17 protein-coding genes are annotated in these 18,128 nt (G+C 73.6%); 6 read left to right on the top strand and 11 right to left on the bottom strand.

The genetic code is table 11. The features are described from left to right. Positions 1-246 precede the first annotated feature (246 nt). Positions 247-984 carry a TetR/AcrR family transcriptional regulator C-terminal domain-containing protein gene (locus ACFQTY_RS00075; protein ID WP_378095500.1) on the top strand — a complete coding sequence of 246 codons (738 nt, stop codon included), beginning with the start codon at positions 247-249 and terminating at the stop codon, positions 982-984. Between the two features lie 137 nt (positions 985-1,121). Here the strand turns inward: ACFQTY_RS00075 and ACFQTY_RS00080 are convergent, their stop codons facing one another. Together ACFQTY_RS00080 and ACFQTY_RS00085 are read right to left on the bottom strand one after the other, a co-directional pair. Beyond that, a complete protein-coding gene (locus tag ACFQTY_RS00080; protein WP_378095503.1) occupies positions 1,122-2,567 on the bottom strand; it encodes a DUF222 domain-containing protein in 1,446 nt (481 codons plus the stop codon). 115 nt (positions 2,568-2,682) lie between these two features. Continuing rightward, a complete protein-coding gene (locus tag ACFQTY_RS00085; RefSeq protein WP_378095506.1) occupies positions 2,683-3,051 on the bottom strand; it encodes a VOC family protein in 369 nt (122 codons plus the stop codon). A 67-nt stretch (positions 3,052-3,118) separates the two neighbouring features. On the opposite strand from ACFQTY_RS00085, the gene ACFQTY_RS00090 reads away from it, so the two are divergent. After that, positions 3,119-3,571, top strand: a complete 453-nt coding sequence (locus tag ACFQTY_RS00090) for a MarR family winged helix-turn-helix transcriptional regulator (protein WP_378095509.1) — start codon at positions 3,119-3,121, stop codon at positions 3,569-3,571. A gap of 15 nt (positions 3,572-3,586) precedes the next feature. On the opposite strand, the gene ACFQTY_RS00095 is transcribed toward ACFQTY_RS00090, so the two are convergent. Further along, on the bottom strand, positions 3,587-4,351 hold the full coding sequence (locus tag ACFQTY_RS00095) for an alpha/beta hydrolase (RefSeq protein ID WP_378095512.1): 765 nt from the start codon (positions 4,349-4,351) through the stop codon (positions 3,587-3,589). 405 nt (positions 4,352-4,756) lie between these two features. Further along, positions 4,757-5,284, bottom strand: coding sequence for a MarR family winged helix-turn-helix transcriptional regulator (locus ACFQTY_RS00100; protein WP_378095515.1), 528 nt, complete (start codon positions 5,282-5,284; stop codon positions 4,757-4,759). 119 nt (positions 5,285-5,403) lie between these two features. Here ACFQTY_RS00100 and ACFQTY_RS00105 point away from each other — a divergent pair, with 119 nt between their 5' ends. Next, positions 5,404-7,296 carry an ABC transporter ATP-binding protein gene (locus ACFQTY_RS00105; protein WP_378095518.1) on the top strand — a complete coding sequence of 631 codons (1,893 nt, stop codon included), beginning with the start codon at positions 5,404-5,406 and terminating at the stop codon, positions 7,294-7,296. A gap of 73 nt (positions 7,297-7,369) precedes the next feature. Here ACFQTY_RS00105 and ACFQTY_RS00110 read toward each other — a convergent pair whose 3' ends face one another. After that, a complete protein-coding gene (locus tag ACFQTY_RS00110; RefSeq protein WP_378095522.1) occupies positions 7,370-7,954 on the bottom strand; it encodes an NUDIX domain-containing protein in 585 nt (194 codons plus the stop codon). Between the two features lie 78 nt (positions 7,955-8,032). On the opposite strand from ACFQTY_RS00110, the gene ACFQTY_RS00115 reads away from it, so the two are divergent. Beyond that, positions 8,033-8,413, top strand: a complete 381-nt coding sequence (locus ACFQTY_RS00115) for a TfoX/Sxy family protein (RefSeq protein WP_378095525.1) — start codon at positions 8,033-8,035, stop codon at positions 8,411-8,413. Positions 8,414-8,478: 65 nt separating this feature from the next. Here the strand turns inward: ACFQTY_RS00115 and ACFQTY_RS00120 are convergent, their stop codons facing one another. From ACFQTY_RS00120 to dcd, 3 genes are all read right to left on the bottom strand, one after another. Continuing rightward, the gene (locus ACFQTY_RS00120) at positions 8,479-8,955 is read right to left on the bottom strand and encodes a hypothetical protein (protein ID WP_378095528.1); all 477 of its coding nucleotides are present in this window, start codon (positions 8,953-8,955) and stop codon (positions 8,479-8,481) included. Between the two features lie 71 nt (positions 8,956-9,026). Then, positions 9,027-10,136, bottom strand: a complete 1,110-nt coding sequence (locus ACFQTY_RS00125) for a hypothetical protein (RefSeq protein ID WP_378095531.1) — start codon at positions 10,134-10,136, stop codon at positions 9,027-9,029. 16 nt (positions 10,137-10,152) lie between these two features. Further along, entirely contained in the window at positions 10,153-10,728 is a 576-nt protein-coding gene (dcd, locus tag ACFQTY_RS00130) for a dCTP deaminase (RefSeq protein ID WP_291760780.1), read from the bottom strand. Positions 10,729-10,996: 268 nt separating this feature from the next. Here dcd and ACFQTY_RS00135 point away from each other — a divergent pair, with 268 nt between their 5' ends. After that, complete coding sequence (locus tag ACFQTY_RS00135) at positions 10,997-13,465, top strand: GH36-type glycosyl hydrolase domain-containing protein (RefSeq protein ID WP_378095534.1); 2,469 nt, start codon at positions 10,997-10,999, stop codon at positions 13,463-13,465. A 98-nt stretch (positions 13,466-13,563) separates the two neighbouring features. Here the strand turns inward: ACFQTY_RS00135 and ACFQTY_RS00140 are convergent, their stop codons facing one another. Genes ACFQTY_RS00140 through ACFQTY_RS00150 form a run of 3 tightly spaced genes read right to left on the bottom strand, consistent with a single transcriptional unit; the run spans position 13,564 to position 16,872 of the window. After that, on the bottom strand, positions 13,564-14,160 hold the full coding sequence (locus ACFQTY_RS00140; protein WP_378095537.1) for a GNAT family N-acetyltransferase: 597 nt from the start codon (positions 14,158-14,160) through the stop codon (positions 13,564-13,566). Between the two features lie 46 nt (positions 14,161-14,206). Further along, complete coding sequence (locus tag ACFQTY_RS00145) at positions 14,207-15,520, bottom strand: Nramp family divalent metal transporter (RefSeq protein WP_378095540.1); 1,314 nt, start codon at positions 15,518-15,520, stop codon at positions 14,207-14,209. Beyond that, complete coding sequence (locus ACFQTY_RS00150) at positions 15,517-16,872, bottom strand: magnesium transporter MgtE N-terminal domain-containing protein (protein ID WP_378095544.1); 1,356 nt, start codon at positions 16,870-16,872, stop codon at positions 15,517-15,519. The genes ACFQTY_RS00145 and ACFQTY_RS00150 overlap by 4 nt, the downstream gene beginning before the upstream one ends. A 747-nt stretch (positions 16,873-17,619) precedes the next feature. Here ACFQTY_RS00150 and ACFQTY_RS00155 point away from each other — a divergent pair. Next, positions 17,620-18,120: an FBP domain-containing protein gene (locus ACFQTY_RS00155; RefSeq protein ID WP_378095547.1), complete on the top strand. Its 501-nt coding sequence runs from the start codon at positions 17,620-17,622 to the stop codon at positions 18,118-18,120. The last annotated feature ends 8 nt before the right edge of the window (positions 18,121-18,128 follow it).

An 18,128-nucleotide genomic window follows, 5' to 3' on the forward strand; every position in this document is an offset into this window, starting at 1 on the left:
CGTGGCGCCAGGTGTGGCGTCGGGGATGGGCGTCGAGGGTGGGCGTCGGGGGTGGGCATCGAAGCGGGCGTCGGGGTTGGCATCGAGGGCGGGCGTCGGGGGTGGCGTTGGCGCGGTGAGACGACGGCTCGGGCACTCACCTTTCGGCCGAGAAGCCGTTGCAGGTCCCTCGTGGTGTACGCCGTACACCTGATGCCTCGGACGCTAGGGTGTACGGCGTACGCCTGTCAAGGATCGGAGCCGCCCATGGCCCGCCCGTCGGCCGCCGCCACGCGTCCGCGTCTCAACCGACACCGGGTGCTCGCGGGGGCCGTGGCGCTCGCCGACCGGATCGGCATCGAGGCGCTGAGCATGCGCCGGCTGGCCCAGGAGCTCGACGTCGTCCCGATGGCGCTCTACAAGCACGTCGCCAACAAGGAGCAGCTGCTCGACGGCATGGTCGAGCTGCTGGTCGCCGAGATCGACCCGCCAGCCACAGGCGTCGACTGGCGCACGGCGATCCGGTTGCGGGTCCTGTCGGCACGGCGGGTGCTGCTGCGGCACCCGTGGGGCCGCTCCGTGCTCGAGTCGCGCACCTCCCGCACCCCGGCGGTGCTCGGCTACATCGACTCGGTGATCGGTACGTTCCGCACCGGCGGGTTCAGCGACGAGCTGACTCACCACGTGATGCACGCCCTCGGCAGCCGCATGTGGGGGTTCACGCAGGAGCTGTTCGACGAGCCCGCCGGTCCCGACACGTCCGCTGCCGATGGCGGTGGGGCGGCCGAGGACGCATCGCCGGAGGTCCAGCAGGCGATGCTGCAGGCGCTCGCGGAGCACTTCCCCAACATCGCCGCGACCGTGCTGACCGCCACGCACGACGACGGCACCGTGGTCGCCCGCGGCTGCGACGACCAGGCGGAGTTCGAGTTCGCCCTCGACCTGATGCTCGACGGCTTCGAGCGCCTCCGTAGCACTGGCTGGAGCCCGCCCGGCGGCCACTGACGCCCGACGACCTCATGAGCACCACGGCACCAGGGCACCAGGGCACCAGGGCACCAGGGCACCAGGGCACCAGGGCACCAGGGCACCACCGTGCAGGTCATGGGCCCCCAGGGCCACTGACCCGCAGGCTGATCGCGTCACGCCCGTGCGGCGTGGTGAACCGGTAGCGACTGAGCCGTCGGCCGCCTGGCGACTCCTCCGCCGGGTCGGGCGGTTGGCGGTGCACGGTGAGATCTCGCCGGTGGACCTGGTGGTGGTGGAACGAGCAGAGCATCACTGCATTTCTCAGGTCCGTCGGACCGCCGTCGCGCTCCCACCACGTCAGATGGTGTAGCTCGCACCACCGCGCCGGCGTGCCGCACCCAGGCCATCCGCACCCACCGTCGCGGACGGTCGCCGCACGCCGCTGATGGGCGCTGAACAGGCGCTGCGTCCGGCCGAGGTCCAGCGGCACCAGAGTCGGCGTCGACGACGACACGGGTCACGTGGCAGTCGCACAGCACCCGCCCCACCTCGGAGGCCGGCCACGGGTTCCCGTCCTCGTCGCACACCGGTGGCACGCCGACGAGAGATCGACCCGTCGCCACGGCACTCCCCGCGCCCGGCCGAGCCGGATCCGACCTGCCGCCCGAAGCCCGTTCGTCCGCCGCAGCCCGCCGGCCGGCCACACCCCGCGCATCGGCGGCCTCCCGCTCGCCGGCCAGACCTCGTTCACCGACCGATCGGCGACCGCCCGCGCGCAGGGCGCGCCACGTCGACTCGCTCAGGACCAGGCTGACGTGCGGCCTGCCGGCAGGACCCGTCGCCGGGCCGGTGTCGTCGAGCGCCCGGTCTGCCAGCTGGACGAGGGCGTCGGCCCGCCGCTGCTCCGGAGCGCGCTCGTCGTCGAGGCCCGGCCGCGGGCTCACCGCCTCCAGGGCGAGCCGCAACCGGTGACCGGCGACGGAGTCGAGCAGACCTTTGACGTAGGTGCCGCCGGGGGTCTCGGAGAGGTTGAGGTAGCGCGCAGCCTGCTGCTGGTCGTGCGCGCGCTGCCGAGCGGTCGGGTCGAGCTCGGCCTGCCACCGCGTCAGCGCCTTTCCCAGGCCTGCGCCGTCCACCCGGGTGGCCAGTGCCACGATCTCCGCCTGCCCTGCACCGGACCGCGCGAGCTCGGCGACCTGCGGCGATGCCGTGGCGGTGAACCGGGCGATGGCGTCGACATGCGTGGTGGTGATCGCACCCGTGGTCAGCGCGTCGCGCACCTGCGGCATCGTCGTGATCGCATCGGCCTGCCGCAGCTGGCCGACCGCTTCCCGAACCCCGGCGTGCGAGGTCCGGGCGCGCCAGGCTGCCAGGTCCCGGTCGCCGTGCAGCGCCCACGTCCCCGCGGCTCGCTCGGCAGCCAGCAGCCGCGCCCGAACCGCGGCGAGCAGGCCGGCCGTGCGGTCCACGTCCTCCAGTGCCGCGCGACGCTCACCGGCCGACCACGACTCCGCAGCGCCGACCGCCGCAAGGAACACCTGCGCCACCCTCAGCACGTCGGCCGCCGCTGCCACGTCGCCGCGCGCCGCCACAGGGCGGTCGACGACGGCCGCCGTCATGCCGCCACCGCCACGACCCGGTTCGAACGCATGTTCGTATGCTATCGACGCCCACCGACATCCCGCAGGTCCCATGCACAGGGCTACATCGAGGACGCCGCCCTGCGTTTCGCCTTCAGTGCCGGTCGTGGATGGTGATGGCGTACCCGTCCAGGTCCAGCAGCGTGAACGTGAGCCCGAACGCGGTCGGCACCGGCGCCTGCACCACCCGCACCCCCGCGGCGACCAGCGAGTCGTGCAGCTGCTGCGCGTCGTCGGCGTGCAGCCACAGCGCCACGCCGACGCCCGGCTGCGGCATGCCGTCCAGGTCGACGCCCGGCAACGGCTCACGCACCGCGAAGGCGACCGGGCTCGTCGTGAACACCACTGCGCCCGGGGGCGAGGCGGGCGCGCGGGTGAGGCCGAGGTGCTCCTCGTAGAAGGCCGCCGCCTTCTCCAGGTCACGCACCTGCAGGGCGATGAAGTCGGGTCCGGTCACTGCCATGGCGCTCACCTGTCGTCCGAGTGGATGTCAGTGTTCTGACATGCAGACGGTATGTCAGACTACTGACATGCGTCAAAGGCCGGACGACCTCGCACACGTCGTCGGGTACGTGCTCAAGCACGCCCAGGCCTCGCTGCGCACGCGGATGGACGACACGCTCCGGCCCCTGGGCCTCAGCACGCCGCAGTACGTCTGCATGGAGCTGCTGTCGCGGGCACCGGGGATCTCCAGCTCCGACCTGGCCCGGAACGCCTTCGTCACGCGGCAGACGATGAGCACCCTGCTGCGCGGCCTCCAGGACCGCGGCCTGGTCGAGCGCCCCGAGCAGGCCCCGTCCGGCCGCGCCCGGCCCACCGCGCTCTCCCCCGAGGGCGCGCGCCTGCTCGCCCTGGCGCAGGCGCGCGCGGACGCCGTGGACGCCCAGATGGTGGCCGGTCTGACGTCGGCGGAGACCCGTGACCTGCTGCGCTACCTCGAGAAGTGCATCGACGCGCTCGAGGGGGACGACGCCGGCCGCTAGCCCCGAACTCGCCCGCTACCGGTGCAGGGGCAGCCACTCCAGCACGCGCTGGATCGACTCGTCCCAGAAGCCCCACTCGTGCGTCCCGGGCCGCAGCTCCGTCCGCACGGGCACGTCCAGCTCTTCGGCGAGCGCCAGGAAGCGCTCGTTCGACGGGTACAGGAAGTCCTCGGTGCCGCACGCGAGGTAGAGCGGCGGCAGCGCGTCCCGATCGGCACCGCGCAGCAGCGCCATCAGGTCCACGTCGGCAGGAACGGGCGCGCCGGCCAGCACCTGCGGCACCTCGTCGGCCCACAGCGCCGCCTGGTCGGGGTGCGCCACGTCCAGCGCCCCGGACAGCGACGCGGCGGCACCGAACCGGTCAGGGTGCGTCAGCGCCATCCGGAACGCCCCGTAGCCCCCCATCGACAGGCCGGCGACGAAGGTGTCCTCCGGTCGGTCGGACACCCTGAAGAAGCGCTGCACCATCTCCGGCAGCTCCTCGGTGAGAAAGCTCCAGTACGCGGAGCCGTAGGCCTCGTCCTGGTAGAACGAGCGCCCGGCCCGCGGCATCACGACGGCCAGGCCCAGCTTCGAGACGTACCGCTCGACCGACGTGTGACGCGTCCAGATCGTCTCGTCGTCCGAGAGCCCGTGCAGCAGGTAGAGCACGGGCGGCGGCGCGTCCGACCCGGACCCCGTCACCCCGATCTGCCCGTCCGCCGGCTCCGGGAGCAGCACCGTGATCGCCGTGCTCACCCGCAGGGTCGTCGAGAAGAAGTTGCAGGTGATCCGGGCCATCAGGCGTCTCCTTGGTCGTTCCGGCAGGCTCGCCCGGCGCGTGGTCGGTGCAGCCGCCCCACCCTGCCACGCAGCTCGCGCGCGACGCCCGCCGAAGGGTCGACGACCGGTCCCGGGATGCACGAAGCCCCGGTCCCGCCGTGGGGCGAGTACCGGGGCTCGTCTTTCGTCGGAACCCTGCAGTGGTTCCGGCTGTGGACCCAGGGTCGCATCGCAGGTCCCCTGCGGCCACGTCCATGTGCGTGGCTCGCTCCGCTACCACCTGGCGGAGTCTCATGCTGACAGGCGCCCATCGGGCTTCTGCTGCCAGCCATCCTCTCACAGATCTCACCAGACGGGACGGGTGAGGTATCGGACCGGCCCAGAACCCGCCGCCGCCCCGCCGTGCACAGGCCCCCGGCCGCGTCAGGCCCACGGCCCGTCCGACCCGGCCACCCGGCGCAGCAGCGCGAGCAGCTCGCCGCGCTCCGCCTCCGTCAGCCGCTCGAGCCGGCGGCGCATCCCGACGTCCCGCTGCGCCCACACGTCGGAGAGGACCTGCCGCCCGTGCTCGGTCAGCTCGACGAGCGTCGCGCGCCGGTCGGCCGGGTCCGGCACCCGCCGCACCAGCCCGTCTGCCTCGGCCTGGTCGACCTTGCTGGTCATCGACCGCGGGGCGACGTCCATGGCCTGGGCGAGCTCACCGAGTCGCCGCGGCCGGTCGCAGCGGTTGAGCATCCGCAGCAGCCGAACCTGGCCGGGCATGGTGCCGACGGGTCCGTTGCGGTCGGCCGCCTCGCGGCGCAGGGAGTGCATCAGCCCGTGCACCAGCTCGAGCGCCTCGCCGGCGTCGTCGGCCGGGGCGTGACCGGCGTGGTGGTCCGGGACCCCGGCACCGGGCGCGCCCACGGCGCTCTCCCGCGCGGGAATGTCGCGGCCGTTCGCGGTGCTCATGAGCAGGAGGCTACCGGAACCACACACATTGTGAGGTAACCTCAGCATCGGTCGTCGAGCGACGCCGTACCCGAGCCCACGACGACCGCAGCAGCACCAGTCCGACCCCGGAGGCGCCCATGTCCACCCCGTCACCCATGCACGGCGGCCCCATGCTGCGCACCTTCGGCCGCGACCGCTCCGTCACCGAGCAGCACCTCGCCCCCGGCACCCTGCGCCGCATCCTGAGCTTCGCCGCCCCCTACCGGGCCCGGCTGACCCTGTTCGTCATCCTCCTGGCCGTCGACGCGGGCGTCGGCGCCGCGACCCCGCTGCTGCTCAAGCACCTGATCGACGACGGCATCGCCAAGGGCCGCGCCAACGTGGTGATCGGCATCGCGGCAGCCGTCGCGCTGCTCGCCGTCGCCTCGGCCGCCCTCTCGGTCGCCGAGCGCTGGCTGTCCGCGACCGTCGGCGAGGGGTTGATCCTCGACCTGCGCACCGCCGTGTTCGACCACGTGCAGCGCATGCCGCTCGCGTTCTTCTCGCGCGCCAAGACCGGCGCTCTGGTGCAGCGGCTCAACGGTGACGTGCTCGGCGCGCAGCAGGCGTTCACCTCGACGCTGCAGAACGTCGTGGCCAACGCCCTGACGGTCGCGTTCGTGCTGGGCGCCATGCTGTCGATGTCCTGGCAGCTGACGCTGCTGTCCCTGGTGCTGCTGCCGGCCTTCGTGTTCCCGGCCCGGTGGTTCGGCCGCAAGATCTCGGCGATCACGCGCGAGAGCTACGAGCTCAACGCCGAGGCGTCGCAGACGATGACCGAGCGGTTCAACGTGGCCGGCGCGCACCTGGTGAAGGTGTTCGGCGACCCGGACCGCGAGTCGGCGGCGTACGCGGCGCAGGCCGGTCGGGTCCGCGACATCGGCGTGCGGCAGGCGCTGTACGCGACGTGGTTCCGGGTGGGGCTCACCACCGTGGCGTCGGTGGCCGTGGCGATCATCTACGGCTACGGCGGCGTGCTGGCCGTGCGGCAGCAGCTGACCGTCGGCGTGGTGGTGGCCCTGGCGTCGTACCTCACCCGGCTGTACGGGCCGCTGACCGCCATGTCGAACGTGCAGGTGGACGTGATGACGGCCCTGGTCAGCTTCGAGCGGGTGCTCGAGGTGCTGGACCTCAAGCCGACGGTCGCCGAGAAGCCGGAGGCGGTGGACCTGCGGGCGGCCGTGGCGGCCGGCGGTGCCGAGGTCCGCCTCGACCACGTGCGGTTCCGGTACCCGTCCGCCGACGAGGTGTCCCTTGCGTCGCTCGAGTCGGTCGCCCAGCTGCGGCACGACCCGGTGGCCGACACCCTGCACGACGTCTCGTTCACGGTCCCGGCCGGGTCGATGGTCGCGCTGGTCGGCCCGTCGGGCGCCGGCAAGACGACGATCTCCCAGCTGGTCACCCGCATGTACGACCCGACGGAGGGCTCGGTGTCGGTCGCCGGTCTCGACCTGCGGGACGTCACCGCCGCGTCGCTGCGTGCCACGGTCGGCGTGGTCAGCCAGGAGGCGCACCTGTTCCACGACACGATCGCGGGCAACCTGCGGTTCGTCCGGCCCGACGCGTCCGACGGCGACATCGAGGCCGCGCTGCGGCAGGCGCAGGTGTGGGAGCTGGTGCACTCCCTGCCGGAGGGCATCGACACCGTGGTCGGCGATCGCGGCTACCGGCTGTCCGGCGGCGAGCGGCAGCGGCTGGCGATCGCGCGGCTGCTGCTCAAGGCGCCCGACGTGGTGGTGCTCGACGAGGCGACCGCCCACCTCGACTCCGAGTCCGAGGCCGCCGTGCAGGCGGCGCTGGACGCGGCGCTCGTCGGGCGCACGTCCCTGGTGATCGCCCACCGGCTGTCCACCATCCGCGCGGCGGACCTGATCGTGGTGCTCGACGAGGGCCGCGTGGTGCAGTCCGGCACGCACGACGAGCTGATCGCCGCTGGCGGCCTGTACGCCGACCTCTACCGCACGCAGTTCGCCCCGGCGGCTGCCGCCTGACGCCGAGCGAGCGCCTGGTTGCAGACGGGCGTCGCCGGACGCCGGACGCGGGCCGGACGCTCGGCGGCCGACCTCAGCGGAACCGCCCCAGGTGGATCCCCGCGAGCGCCAGCGCCGCCAGCGACTCCCCGTCGCGGATCTCCCCCGCCGCGGCCATGGCCAGCACCTGACCGAACGGCACCAGCCGCACGGCGCTGATCCCCTCCTCGGCCTGGTGCTCCGCCGCCGACCCGGGCAGCCGGGACAACCCCTGCGCGACGAACACGTGGCCCGGTGCGTCGGCCACCCCGTTCAGCGACTCGACGTCCCCCACCGCGGTCCATCGCGACGCGGCCAGCCCCGTCTCCTCGGCCAGCTCCCGCTGCGCGGCGACCAGAGGCTCCTGACCGTCCGAGCCGCCCGCCGGCACCTCCACCGACCCCGGTCCGGTGGTGTACCGGTGCTGGTTGATCAGCACCACCTCGTCGTCGTCGGTGACGGCCACCACGAACACCGCCGGCTGCCGCACCTCGACCACGCCGTACACGCCGGGCTTCCCGTCCGGGTGCTGGACCGCGTCCTCGCGCACCCGGATCCACCGGTTCTCGTACACCACGCGCGACCCGGTGGTCCGCCAGCCCGTCGCGTCGTCGTCCGCCGTCCCGTCCTCCCTGGTCACCCGGCCGAGCCTAGGCGCGCGGCGGGCACCGCCCTACCCTGGCACCGACCCGCCCGAAGCCGCCCGGAAGGGGTCCTGGTGCAGATCCCCCGCCCCACCGATGCGGACAAGGAGCGCTTCCGCGCGCTGGTCGAGCACCTGCCGGAGGTGGAGGTGAAGCCGATGTTCGGCAACCTCGGCGCCTTCGTCCACGGCAACATGTTCGCGGGTCTGCTCGGCAGCGACGTCGGGCTGCGCCTGCAGGACCCGACGAGCCAGGCCGAGCTTGCGGCGACCGAGGGCACGGGTCCGTTCGGTCCGGCCGAACGCCCGATGGGCGGGTACCTCTCGCTCCCGACGGCCTGGGACGACGAGCGCGCAGAGGCCTGGGTGCGCCGCGCGTACGACGAGGTCGCCGCCCTGCCGGCCAAGGAGCCGAAGGCGTCCAAGCCCCGCAGGCTGCGAGCCCCGCGCGGCTGACCGACACGCACGGCCGTGGCCGGACCGCCGGCCCCCGCACCGCGCGACGCGCCGGCCAGCGAGCCTCAGAACCGTGGGTCGCGCGACGTCCCCACCAGGCAGGCCGCGCTGCCCAGCACCAGCCCGTCCTCCATCACGGCGGCCTTCCAGTCGGGGCGCAGGCCGTCGGGACCGTCCTCGTCCGCCCAGCGCCGCCACTCCCGCCCGGCGATCGACCCGACGAACGCGCCCGCGCCGCCCGCCACGACCGCGACGAGGTGCGAGCCGACCCGCCGCCGCTCCAGCACCGACAGGGCCAGCGCGCCGAGCGCCCCGGCCGCCGTGCGGCCGTACAGCACGGGTCCGTCGGTGCGGGACGGTGTGCTGGGCAGCTTGTCCCCCACCAGCTCACCGACCACCGCGGCACGGGCCAGCAGCCGCAGCAGCGCGGCCCCCAGGCCGGTCCGGCCGCGCGTGCCCACCATCACCGGCACCGCGAACGACGTCGAGGTCCTGCCCCCGACCGCCAGACCGAGCACCGTCGACCGCACCAGGGTTCCCATGCCCCGTGTCTAGTCGCTGCCGCCCCGCATGGCATCCCCTGGCCACCCGCGTCGCCGACCCACGCGCGCGCTCAGAGGTCGGCGGGGTCCACCAGGAAGTCGGCCTCGTCGGCCACCTCGCCGCCCACCGCCTCGTGCAGCGCCTTGGCGATCGCCTGGATGCGGGGCGACGTCCGCCCCCGAGCCACCCGGTGCTCCAGCGACGGCCGCTCGGCCTCGAGCTCGGTGACGTCCGCCGGTTCCCAGTGCACGCGGTAGGCCACCACGCCGTTGGCCGCCCACGGCAGGTCGCGCAGCAGCGGCGGCACCTCCTGCCGCTCGCTGACCTCGACCACCAGGATGCCGTCCACACCGAGGTCCGCCTCGACGCCGAACGCCTCGGCGGCCGGCGGGTGCGCCATCATCCACCGGTCGTAGGCGTCCGCCTCGGCGGCCAGCCGCGCCCGTTCGGCGGCGTCCTGCACGCCGAACGGGCCCAGCGCCGCACGTACCGCCGCATCGTCCGGGTGCGGCGGCCCCGACCAGGGCTGATGCACCCGCTCGCCGGACCGGTGGGCGCGCGGCAGCACCCGGCGCACCACCGCCACCGCCTCGTCCGGCTCGAGCCAGCGGTCGGTCAGCACGGTCAGGTCGATCGCCTGGTCGACGTCCGGTGTCAGCACCACGCCGGAGTCGGCGATCCGCACCGCACCCTGGAGCCGCCGGGCCGTGGCGACCAGCCAGACGAGCGCCCGCTCCTCGTCCCGCACCGGCACACCGTTGGGGAACGCCCGCTTCAGGCCGTCGCGATCGCCACCCGGCCACGGCGGCTCGCCGCGCTCCGCCGGGCAGTCGAGGGACCACACCGTGCGGGTGGTGGCGGGCAGCCGGAGCGCCATCGCGTCCTCGGGGGTGACCGAGTACGGGCCGACCAACCGGGACATGCGGCCCAGCCGAAGGGCGTGGGCCGGCTGGGCGCCGGCAGGCACCGCCCGGATGCCGAACGCGGCGGTGACGGCGGGCCGCAGCCCCGTCCGGACGGCGCCGGTGTCGGTCGGCTCCTCCCAGCGCGCGGCGGTGAAGCGGCTCTGCGCCAGCACCTCCACCTCGTCGGTGCCCACCCCGGCCGGCAGTGCGAGCAGGTGGCGGGCCCGCACCTGCGGGTCCTGGGTGTCGAGCGGGGGCAGCTGCTCGTCGCTCATGCGGTCACCCGCTCCGTCACACCGGCGTGCGGTGGAAGTTCAGCCACGACCGCGAGGCCGTCGGCCCGCGCTGACCCTGGTACCGGGAGCCGGCCGCCGTCGAGCCGTACGGGCGCTCCGCTGCCGAGGACAGCCGGAAGAAGCACAGCTGGCCCACCTTCATGCCGGGCCACAGCTTGATCGGCAGCGTCGCCACGTTGGACAGCTCGAGCGTCACGTGACCGCTGAACCCGGGGTCGACGAACCCGGCGGTGGAGTGCGTCAGCAGCCCGAGCCGCCCCAGCGACGACTTGCCCTCGAGCCGCGCCGCCACGTCGTCGGGCAGGCTGACCTGCTCGAACGTCGAGCCGAGCACGAACTCGCCGGGGTGCAGCACGAACGGCTCGTTCGGCGCCACCTCGACCAGCCGCGTCAGCTCCGGCTGCTCCTCGGCAGGGTCGATCACGGCGTACTTGTGGTTGTCGAACAGCCGGAACCACTTGTCCAGCCGCACGTCCACGCTCGACGGCTGCACCATCGCAGGGTCGAACGGGTCGAGCACCACGCGGCCGGAGGCGAGCTCGGTCCGGATGTCACGGTCGGAGAGCAGCACGGGGACACGGTAGTCGTCGGACCCCGGCGGCTCCTGAGCCTTCCGGCCACCGGCGCTCGGACGCCGAGCGGACGCCGATCCGGGCACCCCCGCCAGGGGGTTCGCCACCCCGGCACCGGAGGCACTATCGTCTGCCGCGAGAGCGTGGGAGCGCTCTCGCACGCACTCAGCCCACACTTGCGACCACGTTCCCCGGCGCCAGGTGGCCGCGGCGACCGCACAGCAGCGGACCCGCGGCGCACGCGCCGGCACCACGAGAGGCATCGGCATGCGCTACGGCCACTTCGACGACGACGCACGCGAGTACGTCATCACCACCCCGCGCACGCCGTACCCGTGGATCAACTACCTCGGCTCCGAGCGCTTCTTCTCGCTGATCTCGCACCAGGCCGGCGGCTACTCCTTCTACCGGGACGCCAAGATGCGGCGCCTCACCCGGTACCGCTACAACAACGTCCCCGCCGACGCGGGCGGCCGGTACCTGTACGTCAACGACGGCGGCGACGTGTGGACGCCGTCGTGGATGCCGGTCAAGGCCGAGCTGGACCACTTCGAGACGCGGCACGGCATGGGCTACACCCGCATCACGGGCGAGCGGCGCGGCGTCAAGGTGGAGACGCTGGTGTTCGTGCCGGTCGGCGAGGACGCCGAGGTGCAGCGCGTCGAGGTGACCAACACCTCCGACCAGCACAAGGACGTGACGCTGTTCAGCTTCGTCGAGTTCTGCCTGTGGAACGCGCAGGACGACCAGACGAACTACCAGCGCAACCTGTCGATCGGCGAGGTCGAGGTGGAGCAGGACGGGCCGCACGGCTCGGCGATCTACCACCGCACCGAGTACCGCGAGCGCCGGGACCACTACGCAGTCTTCGCCGTCAACACCCACGCGGACGGGTTCGACACGGACCGGGACACGTTCGTCGGCGCGTACAACGGGCTCGGCGAGGCCGCGGTCCCGCTGGCCGGCGAGTCGGCCAACTCGGTGGCGTCCGGCTGGTACCCGATCGGGTCGCACTCGGTGCACGTGTCCCTGGAGCCGGGCGAGTCGCGCGTGCTGACCTACGTGCTCGGCTACGTGGAGAACCCCGACGAGCAGAAGTGGGAGGACGACGCCCACCAGGTGATCAACAAGCAGCGGGCGCACGCGCTGCTCTCCCGGTTCGCCACCACCGAGCAGACGGACCTGGCGTTCGACGGGCTGCGGGCCTACTGGACCGGCCTGCTGTCCAGCTACTCGGTGCGCAGCGGTGACGAGAAGCTCGACCGGATGGTCAACATCTGGAACCAGTACCAGTGCATGGTCACGTTCAACATGTCCCGCTCGGCCTCGTACTTCGAGACCGGCATCGGGCGCGGGATGGGCTTCCGCGACTCCAACCAGGACCTGCTGGGCTTCGTGCACCTGATCCCGGCGCGAGCCCGCGAGCGCATCCTCGACATCGCCGCGACGCAGTTCCCCGACGGGTCGGCGTACCACCAGTACCAGCCGCTGACCAAGCGCGGGAACAACGACATCGGCTCCGGCTTCAACGACGACCCGCTGTGGCTGATCGCCGGTGTCGCGGCCTACGTCAAGGAGACGGGCGACGTCTCGATCCTCGACGAGCCCGTGCCGTTCGACAACGAGCCGGGCACCGAGGTGCCGCTGTTCGAGCACCTCACCAGGTCGTTCGAGTTCACGGTCACCCACCGCGGGCCGCACGGGCTGCCGCTGATCGGCCGCGCCGACTGGAACGACTGCCTCAACCTCAACTGCTTCTCGACCGAGCCGGGCGAGCCGTTCCAGACGACGGAGAACAAGGCCGGGGGCGCCGCCGAGTCGGTGTTCATCGCCGCGCAGTTCGTGCTGTACGGGCGCGAGTACGCGGAGCTGGCCGCCCGGCGCGGGCTGGCCGACGTGGCCGAGCGAGCCCGCGGGCTGGTCGAGGAGATGCGCCAGGCCGTGCTGAGCGACGGCTGGGACGGCCGGTGGTTCCTGCGCGCGTACGACTACTTCGGCAACCCCGTCGGCACCGACGCCAAGCCCGAGGGCAAGATCTGGATCGAGCCGCAGGGGTTCGCGGTGATGGCCGGGATCGGCGTGGGCGAGGGGCCGGACGACGAGACGGCGCCGGCCGTCCAGGCGCTGGACTCGGTCGAGGAGCTGCTGGGCACGCCGCACGGCATGGTGCTGCAGCACCCGGCGTACACCACCTACCAGATCGAGCTCGGCGAGGTGTCGACGTACCCGCCCGGGTACAAGGAGAACGGCGGCATCTTCTGCCACAACAACCCGTGGGTGGTCATCGCCGAGACGGTGCTGGGCCGTGGTGACAAGGCGTTCGACCACTACCGCCGCATCGCGCCGGCCTACCGCGAGGACATCAGCGAGGTGCACCGCCTCGAGCCGTACGTCTACGCGCAGATGATCGCCGGCAAGGAGGCCGTCCGCGCCGGTGAGGCGAAGAACAGCTGGCTGACCGGCACGGCGGCGTGGAACTTCGTCGCCGTCTCCCAGCACCTGCTGGGCGTGCGGCCGGACTACGACGGGCTCGTCGTCGACCCGCAGATCGGGCCGGACGTCCCGGAGTTCACCGTGACCCGGGTGGCGCGCGGCGCGACGTACGTCGTGCACGTGACCAACTCGGGCGCCCGCGGGGCGCGCGGCCGGCTGGTGGTGGACGGCCGTCCGGTCGAGGGCAACCTCGTCCCCTACGCCCCCGCCGGCGCGACGGTCCAGGTCGAGGTCACTCTCTGACGGACCGTCCCCGGCCGGGCCGCGTCATCATGCCCCCTCGGACGCGGCCCGGTCGGTGCACGGTCGCGCGACGCCGCACCACCCGCGCGGCCCCGCTCTCAGAGCGGCAGCACCAGCCGGTGCCCCCACTCGTAGGACTCCTCGGGCTGGAAACCGAGCCGGTGGTAGAACGCGATCGCGCCGGTGTTGCGGGCGTCGACGCCGAGGTGCACGCCCGGCACGCCACGCGAGCGCAGCTCGTCGGACAGCGCGCCGATCAGCCGTCGCCCCCAGCCCTGCCCCTGCAGCCGCGGCAGCAGGTCGATGTGCAGGTGCGCCGGGAATCCGGCCGGCGGCGTGACGTGCTGCCAGTGGTGGATCCGCTCGACCAGCACGTGGTCGGCCGTGCCGTCGCCGGCGTCGGGCAGCAGCGGGTACTGCGCGCGCAGGGAGGGCCACCAGCTCGCGTCGAGCCACTCGTCGAACGCCTCCGTGTCCGCCGTCGCCACGACGTACCCGCCGACGCCCTGCTCGTCGGCCACCACGAAGGTCAGGCCCGGGTCCGCCACCGGGTACGGCCCGCAGTACAGGTGGGCCAGCAGGTCCGGGTTGCGGTACAGCGCGGTGGCGTCGCCGCCGGCCTCGCCGGTGAGCAGGCACAGCCGGTACATGCCGGGCAGGTCGGACGGGTGGTAACGACGCAGCAGGGCGGGCACCGGCCCAGTGTGCCGGTGCCCGCCCACGCGTCCTGCGAAGACCCGCTCAGTGCGGCAGCGACAGCACCCCGAGCGCCACGATGCAGACGGTGATCAGGGCGATCGCCACCCAGTAGATGCCGCTCACCCACGGCCGCGCCGCGTACTCGCCCATCAGCCGCTTGTCCCGCGCGATGCCGGACATGTAGCCCAGCAGCGGCAGCAGCAGCACCGCGTTGATCACCTGCGTGCCCACCAGCACCGGCACCAGGGAGACGCCCGGCAGCAGCACCAGCACCACACCGGTGACGGTGACGAACGCGAACGTGCCGTAGAACAGCGGCGCCTCCGCGATCGAGTCGTCCAGCGCCGCCGGGCGTCCCGCGATGTCCGCCACCGAGTAGGCGGTGGACAGCGGCAGGATCGACGCCGCGAGCAGGGCGGCGCCGATCAGCCCGGCCGCGAACAGCTGGGAGGCCAGGCGGCCGGCGAGCGGTTCCAGGGCGACGGCGGCGTCCGAGGCGTCCTGGATGGTCAGGCCCCGCTTGTGCAGGGTGGCGGCGGTCGCGATGACGACGAAGAAGCCGATCACGCCCGTGAGCACCGCACCGGTGACCACGTCCCACCGCAGCAGCCCCAGCTCGCGGGGGGTGAGCCGCTTGTCCACCGCGTAGGACTGGATGAACGCCAGCCCCCACGGCGCGAGCGTGGTGCCGAGCGTGGCGGTGGCGATCAGGATCGCGTCCCGCCCGGTCGGCATCGAGGGCACCACCGAGCCGGTCAGCGCCGCACCCCAGTCCGGCTTGGCGAGGATCCCGGCCGCGATGTAGGCGACGAACACCGCGGACAGCGCCAGCAGCACCCGCTCCACGCCGCGGAACCCGCCCCGGAGCACCAGCGTGGACACGATGACCGCGGCGATCGGCACGGAGATGTACCGGCTCACCCCGAAGATCTGGAACCCGGCTGCGATGCCCGCGAACTCCGCCGTGGTGGTGCCGATGTTCGCCAGCAGCAGCGCCGCCATCGACAGCACACCGGCGCGCGCGCCGTACCGCTGCCGGATCAGGCCGGCCAGGCCCTGACCGGTGACGACGCCGATGCGGGCGCCCAGGTCCTGGAACAGGATCAGGGCCACGGTCGACACCGTGAGCACCCACAGCAGGCGGTAGCCGTAGTTGGTGCCGAGCACGGAGTACGTGGTGATGCCGGCGGGGTCGTCGTCGGACAGGCCGGCGATCAGGCCCGGGCCGACCACCGCCCCGAGCGCCGCGAGCGCGACCTTCATCCGCATCCGGCGTGGCACCCGCTGGTCGAGGGCGTCGGCCTCGCTCGTCGTCTGGACACCGTGCGTCGGGGCGCCCTGCGTCCGGGCGCTCACGACGCGCTCCCCGCACGACGCTGCCACGGCCACCGGCGGTCGTCCTGGTGCACCAGGGCGTCCACCACGTCGTCGGCCAGGATGCGGCCCACCGGCCGGTTGCGGTCGTCGACCACCAGCACCGACGACCCCCGGTTGTCCGTCATCCGCTCGACGACGTCCTCCAGTCCCGCGCCCAGCGGCACGGTGACCGGCCACGGTGCGCCGACCACGCGACCGAGCGGCGTGGACGGGTCGACGCCGAGCAGCTCGACCAGGGACACGTCGTCCACCAGCGCGCCGTCGTCGTCGACCACCACCACGCCGGCCGGCGTCTCGCCCCGGGCGGCGTCCGCCCGGACCGCGGCGATCGCGTCCGCCACCGTCCGCTCGGAGTGCAGCCGCACCAGCCGCGACGTCATGTAGCCGCCGGCCGTCTCCTCGTCGTACTCGAGCAGGGCACCGAGCTCGGCACCGCGCACCTCGGACATCGCGTCGAGTAGCTCGCTGCGCTCCTCCTCCGGCATCTCGCGCAGCGCCTCGACCGCCTCGTCCGACTCCATGGCCGCGACCAGGTCCGCGGCCTGCTGGACGGGGGCGTCCCGCAGCAGGTCGTTCAGGTCGCGCGGGTTCATCTCCTCGAGGGCGTCGGCCGCCGTCTCCGGCTCCAGGCCCTCGAGCAGCTCCCGCCGCTCGGCACGTCCCAGGCTCTCCAGCAGGTCGGCCAGGTCGGCCGCCCGCATCCGGTGGAGCTCGGTGTGCCCGCGACGCAGCCGTACCGACTCCCCCGGCACGCCGAAGGGCTGGATGCTCGACCAGTCGAGCACCTGGCTCGGGCTCGGCCGCCGGCCCCACCCGCCGGGCAGCACGCGACGCAGCAGCGAGGCGAGGGAGACGTCCACCCCCACCAGCCGCCACACGCCGTACACCTGCGTCAGGTACAGGTCGGAGGCGCGGACCACTCGGATCCCGGCGACGTCCACCAGCTGGTGGTCGATCACGTCCCCGAGCAGCTGCAGCTCCCGCTCGCGCCGCACCACGTCCCGAAGGTCGAAGCGGGTGGAGCGGAGCAGGACCTGTTGCTGCTCGATCGTGATGACGTCCTGGGCGTGCACCCAGGTGCGACGGGCGCCGACGCGGACGATCAGGCCGGTCAGGGGCGAGTAGCCGCTGTCCCAGTGGACGACGACGTCGTCGACGCGGCCGACCTCGTTGCCGTCGGCGTCGCGCACCGGACGGTTGTGCAGACCGGCGACGGAGACGAGGGCGCCGGCGACCTCACGGCGCAGGGCGAGGGACTGGGTGCTGCGGGCGGCACGGGACCGCAGGCCGGCGCGGCCTGGCGGCGCCGGGTGCATGGCAGAGACGGACATGGGGCACTCCGAACGTTCGGCAGCCCGGCCGAGCGGCGTGGGTGCGTGCCGTGCGCGGGCAGGCGTGCAGGCACGCAGGCCGCGTTCACGCAGGGCGGGGCTGTGCTGACAGGTGACGGGACGCGTGTCACGGGTGCCGCGGGAGGGCACGACGACGGGGCGCGGCGATGCTGCCGGCGCTCCGACCCGCTCGACGACGTCGACGAGCGCGTGAGCCCGCCACGTGCGACGGCGCCCGGCCGTCCGGGATCAGATCCGGGAGGTGCGGGGAGCGACCGCTGCGAGGCGAGCCCGTCGAGTACTGCCTGGGTCCACGAGGGCTCACCTCCCCGGTCGGGGTCCGAGGGCACGCCGCACGGCGGCCCGAGTCAAGGCTAGTCGCAGCAGACGGCCGCAGGCGCCACCCGGAACCTAGGCATAGGACGAATCGGCTTGCCCCGGCGCCGGGCGGTGTCGCACCATGGCGGGCGGATGTGCCGCAGGAGCAGCCGGCGGCCGGTGAGCACGGAGCGCATCACGATGCAGCGGGGAAGCGGGGCGGCCGTCGCGGCCTGCTCGGGCCTGGGCCGGACGCCCGCCCGGAACGCCTGACGCCTCACGGCAGCACCCCCGTCGGACCACGGTCCGGCGCGCTCGGCGCACCCCCGGCGGGCCCTCGTCCTTCGCCGTCGTCCCGCGCGCCCCGCGACCGCCTCGTCGTGCGGCAGCCGGTGTCGGCGGCTCCCCGTCGCACGAGAGCCGAGAGCCATGAACCCTCTGACCGAGTCCCAGATCCGGTCGTCCTTCGTCAACTGCTCGCGCCGCGAGGCCGCGCAGATGACCCTCCCCGACCTGTCCGCCCTGACCCCCGAGGCCTGGGACCGCCTCGACTACCTGGGCTGGGTGGACCGCAAGGCACCGCTGCGCGCCTACGTGGTGCTCACCGTCGACGACGCGCTGGTCGGCATCGCGCTGCGGGCGCCCGACGACCCCGGCTCCCGCCGCCGCGCCGTCTGCGCGTGGTGCGAGGACGTCACCGCCACCGACGACGTGTCGCTGTACGTCGCCCGCCGGGCCGGTGCCGCCGGCCGCAAGGGGGACACCGTCGGCACGCTGATCTGCACCCGGTTCGAGTGCTCGCGCAACGTGCGGCGGCGTCCGACGATCATCGAGGCCGGGCAGGACCCCGCCGGAGTGGTGCGGCGGCGGATCGAGGGGCTGCGCGAGCGGTCGCTGCGGTTCGCCCGCGAGGTGCTGCGGGAGGTGTGACGCCTCGG

The sequence above is a fragment of the Cellulomonas sp. T2.31MG-18 genome (assembly GCF_964266755.1).
Taxonomy (GTDB): Bacteria; Actinomycetota; Actinomycetes; order Actinomycetales; family Cellulomonadaceae; genus Cellulomonas.

What these genes read in the sequence shown, in the direction of transcription:
- ACFQTY_RS00075 (WP_378095500.1), top strand. Translation starts at nt 247, where the DNA reads ATGGCCCGCCCGTCGGCCGCCGCCACGCGTCCGCGTCTCAACCGACAC.
- ACFQTY_RS00080 (WP_378095503.1), bottom strand. Translation starts at nt 2,567, where the DNA reads ATGACGGCGGCCGTCGTCGACCGCCCTGTGGCGGCGCGCGGCGACGTG.
- ACFQTY_RS00085 (WP_378095506.1), bottom strand. Translation starts at nt 3,051, where the DNA reads ATGGCAGTGACCGGACCCGACTTCATCGCCCTGCAGGTGCGTGACCTG.
- ACFQTY_RS00090 (WP_378095509.1), top strand. Translation starts at nt 3,119, where the DNA reads ATGCGTCAAAGGCCGGACGACCTCGCACACGTCGTCGGGTACGTGCTC.
- ACFQTY_RS00095 (WP_378095512.1), bottom strand. Translation starts at nt 4,351, where the DNA reads ATGGCCCGGATCACCTGCAACTTCTTCTCGACGACCCTGCGGGTGAGC.
- ACFQTY_RS00100 (WP_378095515.1), bottom strand. Translation starts at nt 5,284, where the DNA reads ATGAGCACCGCGAACGGCCGCGACATTCCCGCGCGGGAGAGCGCCGTG.
- ACFQTY_RS00105 (WP_378095518.1), top strand. Translation starts at nt 5,404, where the DNA reads ATGTCCACCCCGTCACCCATGCACGGCGGCCCCATGCTGCGCACCTTC.
- ACFQTY_RS00120 (WP_378095528.1), bottom strand. Translation starts at nt 8,955, where the DNA reads ATGGGAACCCTGGTGCGGTCGACGGTGCTCGGTCTGGCGGTCGGGGGC.
- ACFQTY_RS00125 (WP_378095531.1), bottom strand. Translation starts at nt 10,136, where the DNA reads ATGAGCGACGAGCAGCTGCCCCCGCTCGACACCCAGGACCCGCAGGTG.
- ACFQTY_RS00135 (WP_378095534.1), top strand. Translation starts at nt 10,997, where the DNA reads ATGCGCTACGGCCACTTCGACGACGACGCACGCGAGTACGTCATCACC.
- ACFQTY_RS00150 (WP_378095544.1), bottom strand. Translation starts at nt 16,872, where the DNA reads ATGTCCGTCTCTGCCATGCACCCGGCGCCGCCAGGCCGCGCCGGCCTG.
- ACFQTY_RS00155 (WP_378095547.1), top strand. Translation starts at nt 17,620, where the DNA reads ATGAACCCTCTGACCGAGTCCCAGATCCGGTCGTCCTTCGTCAACTGC.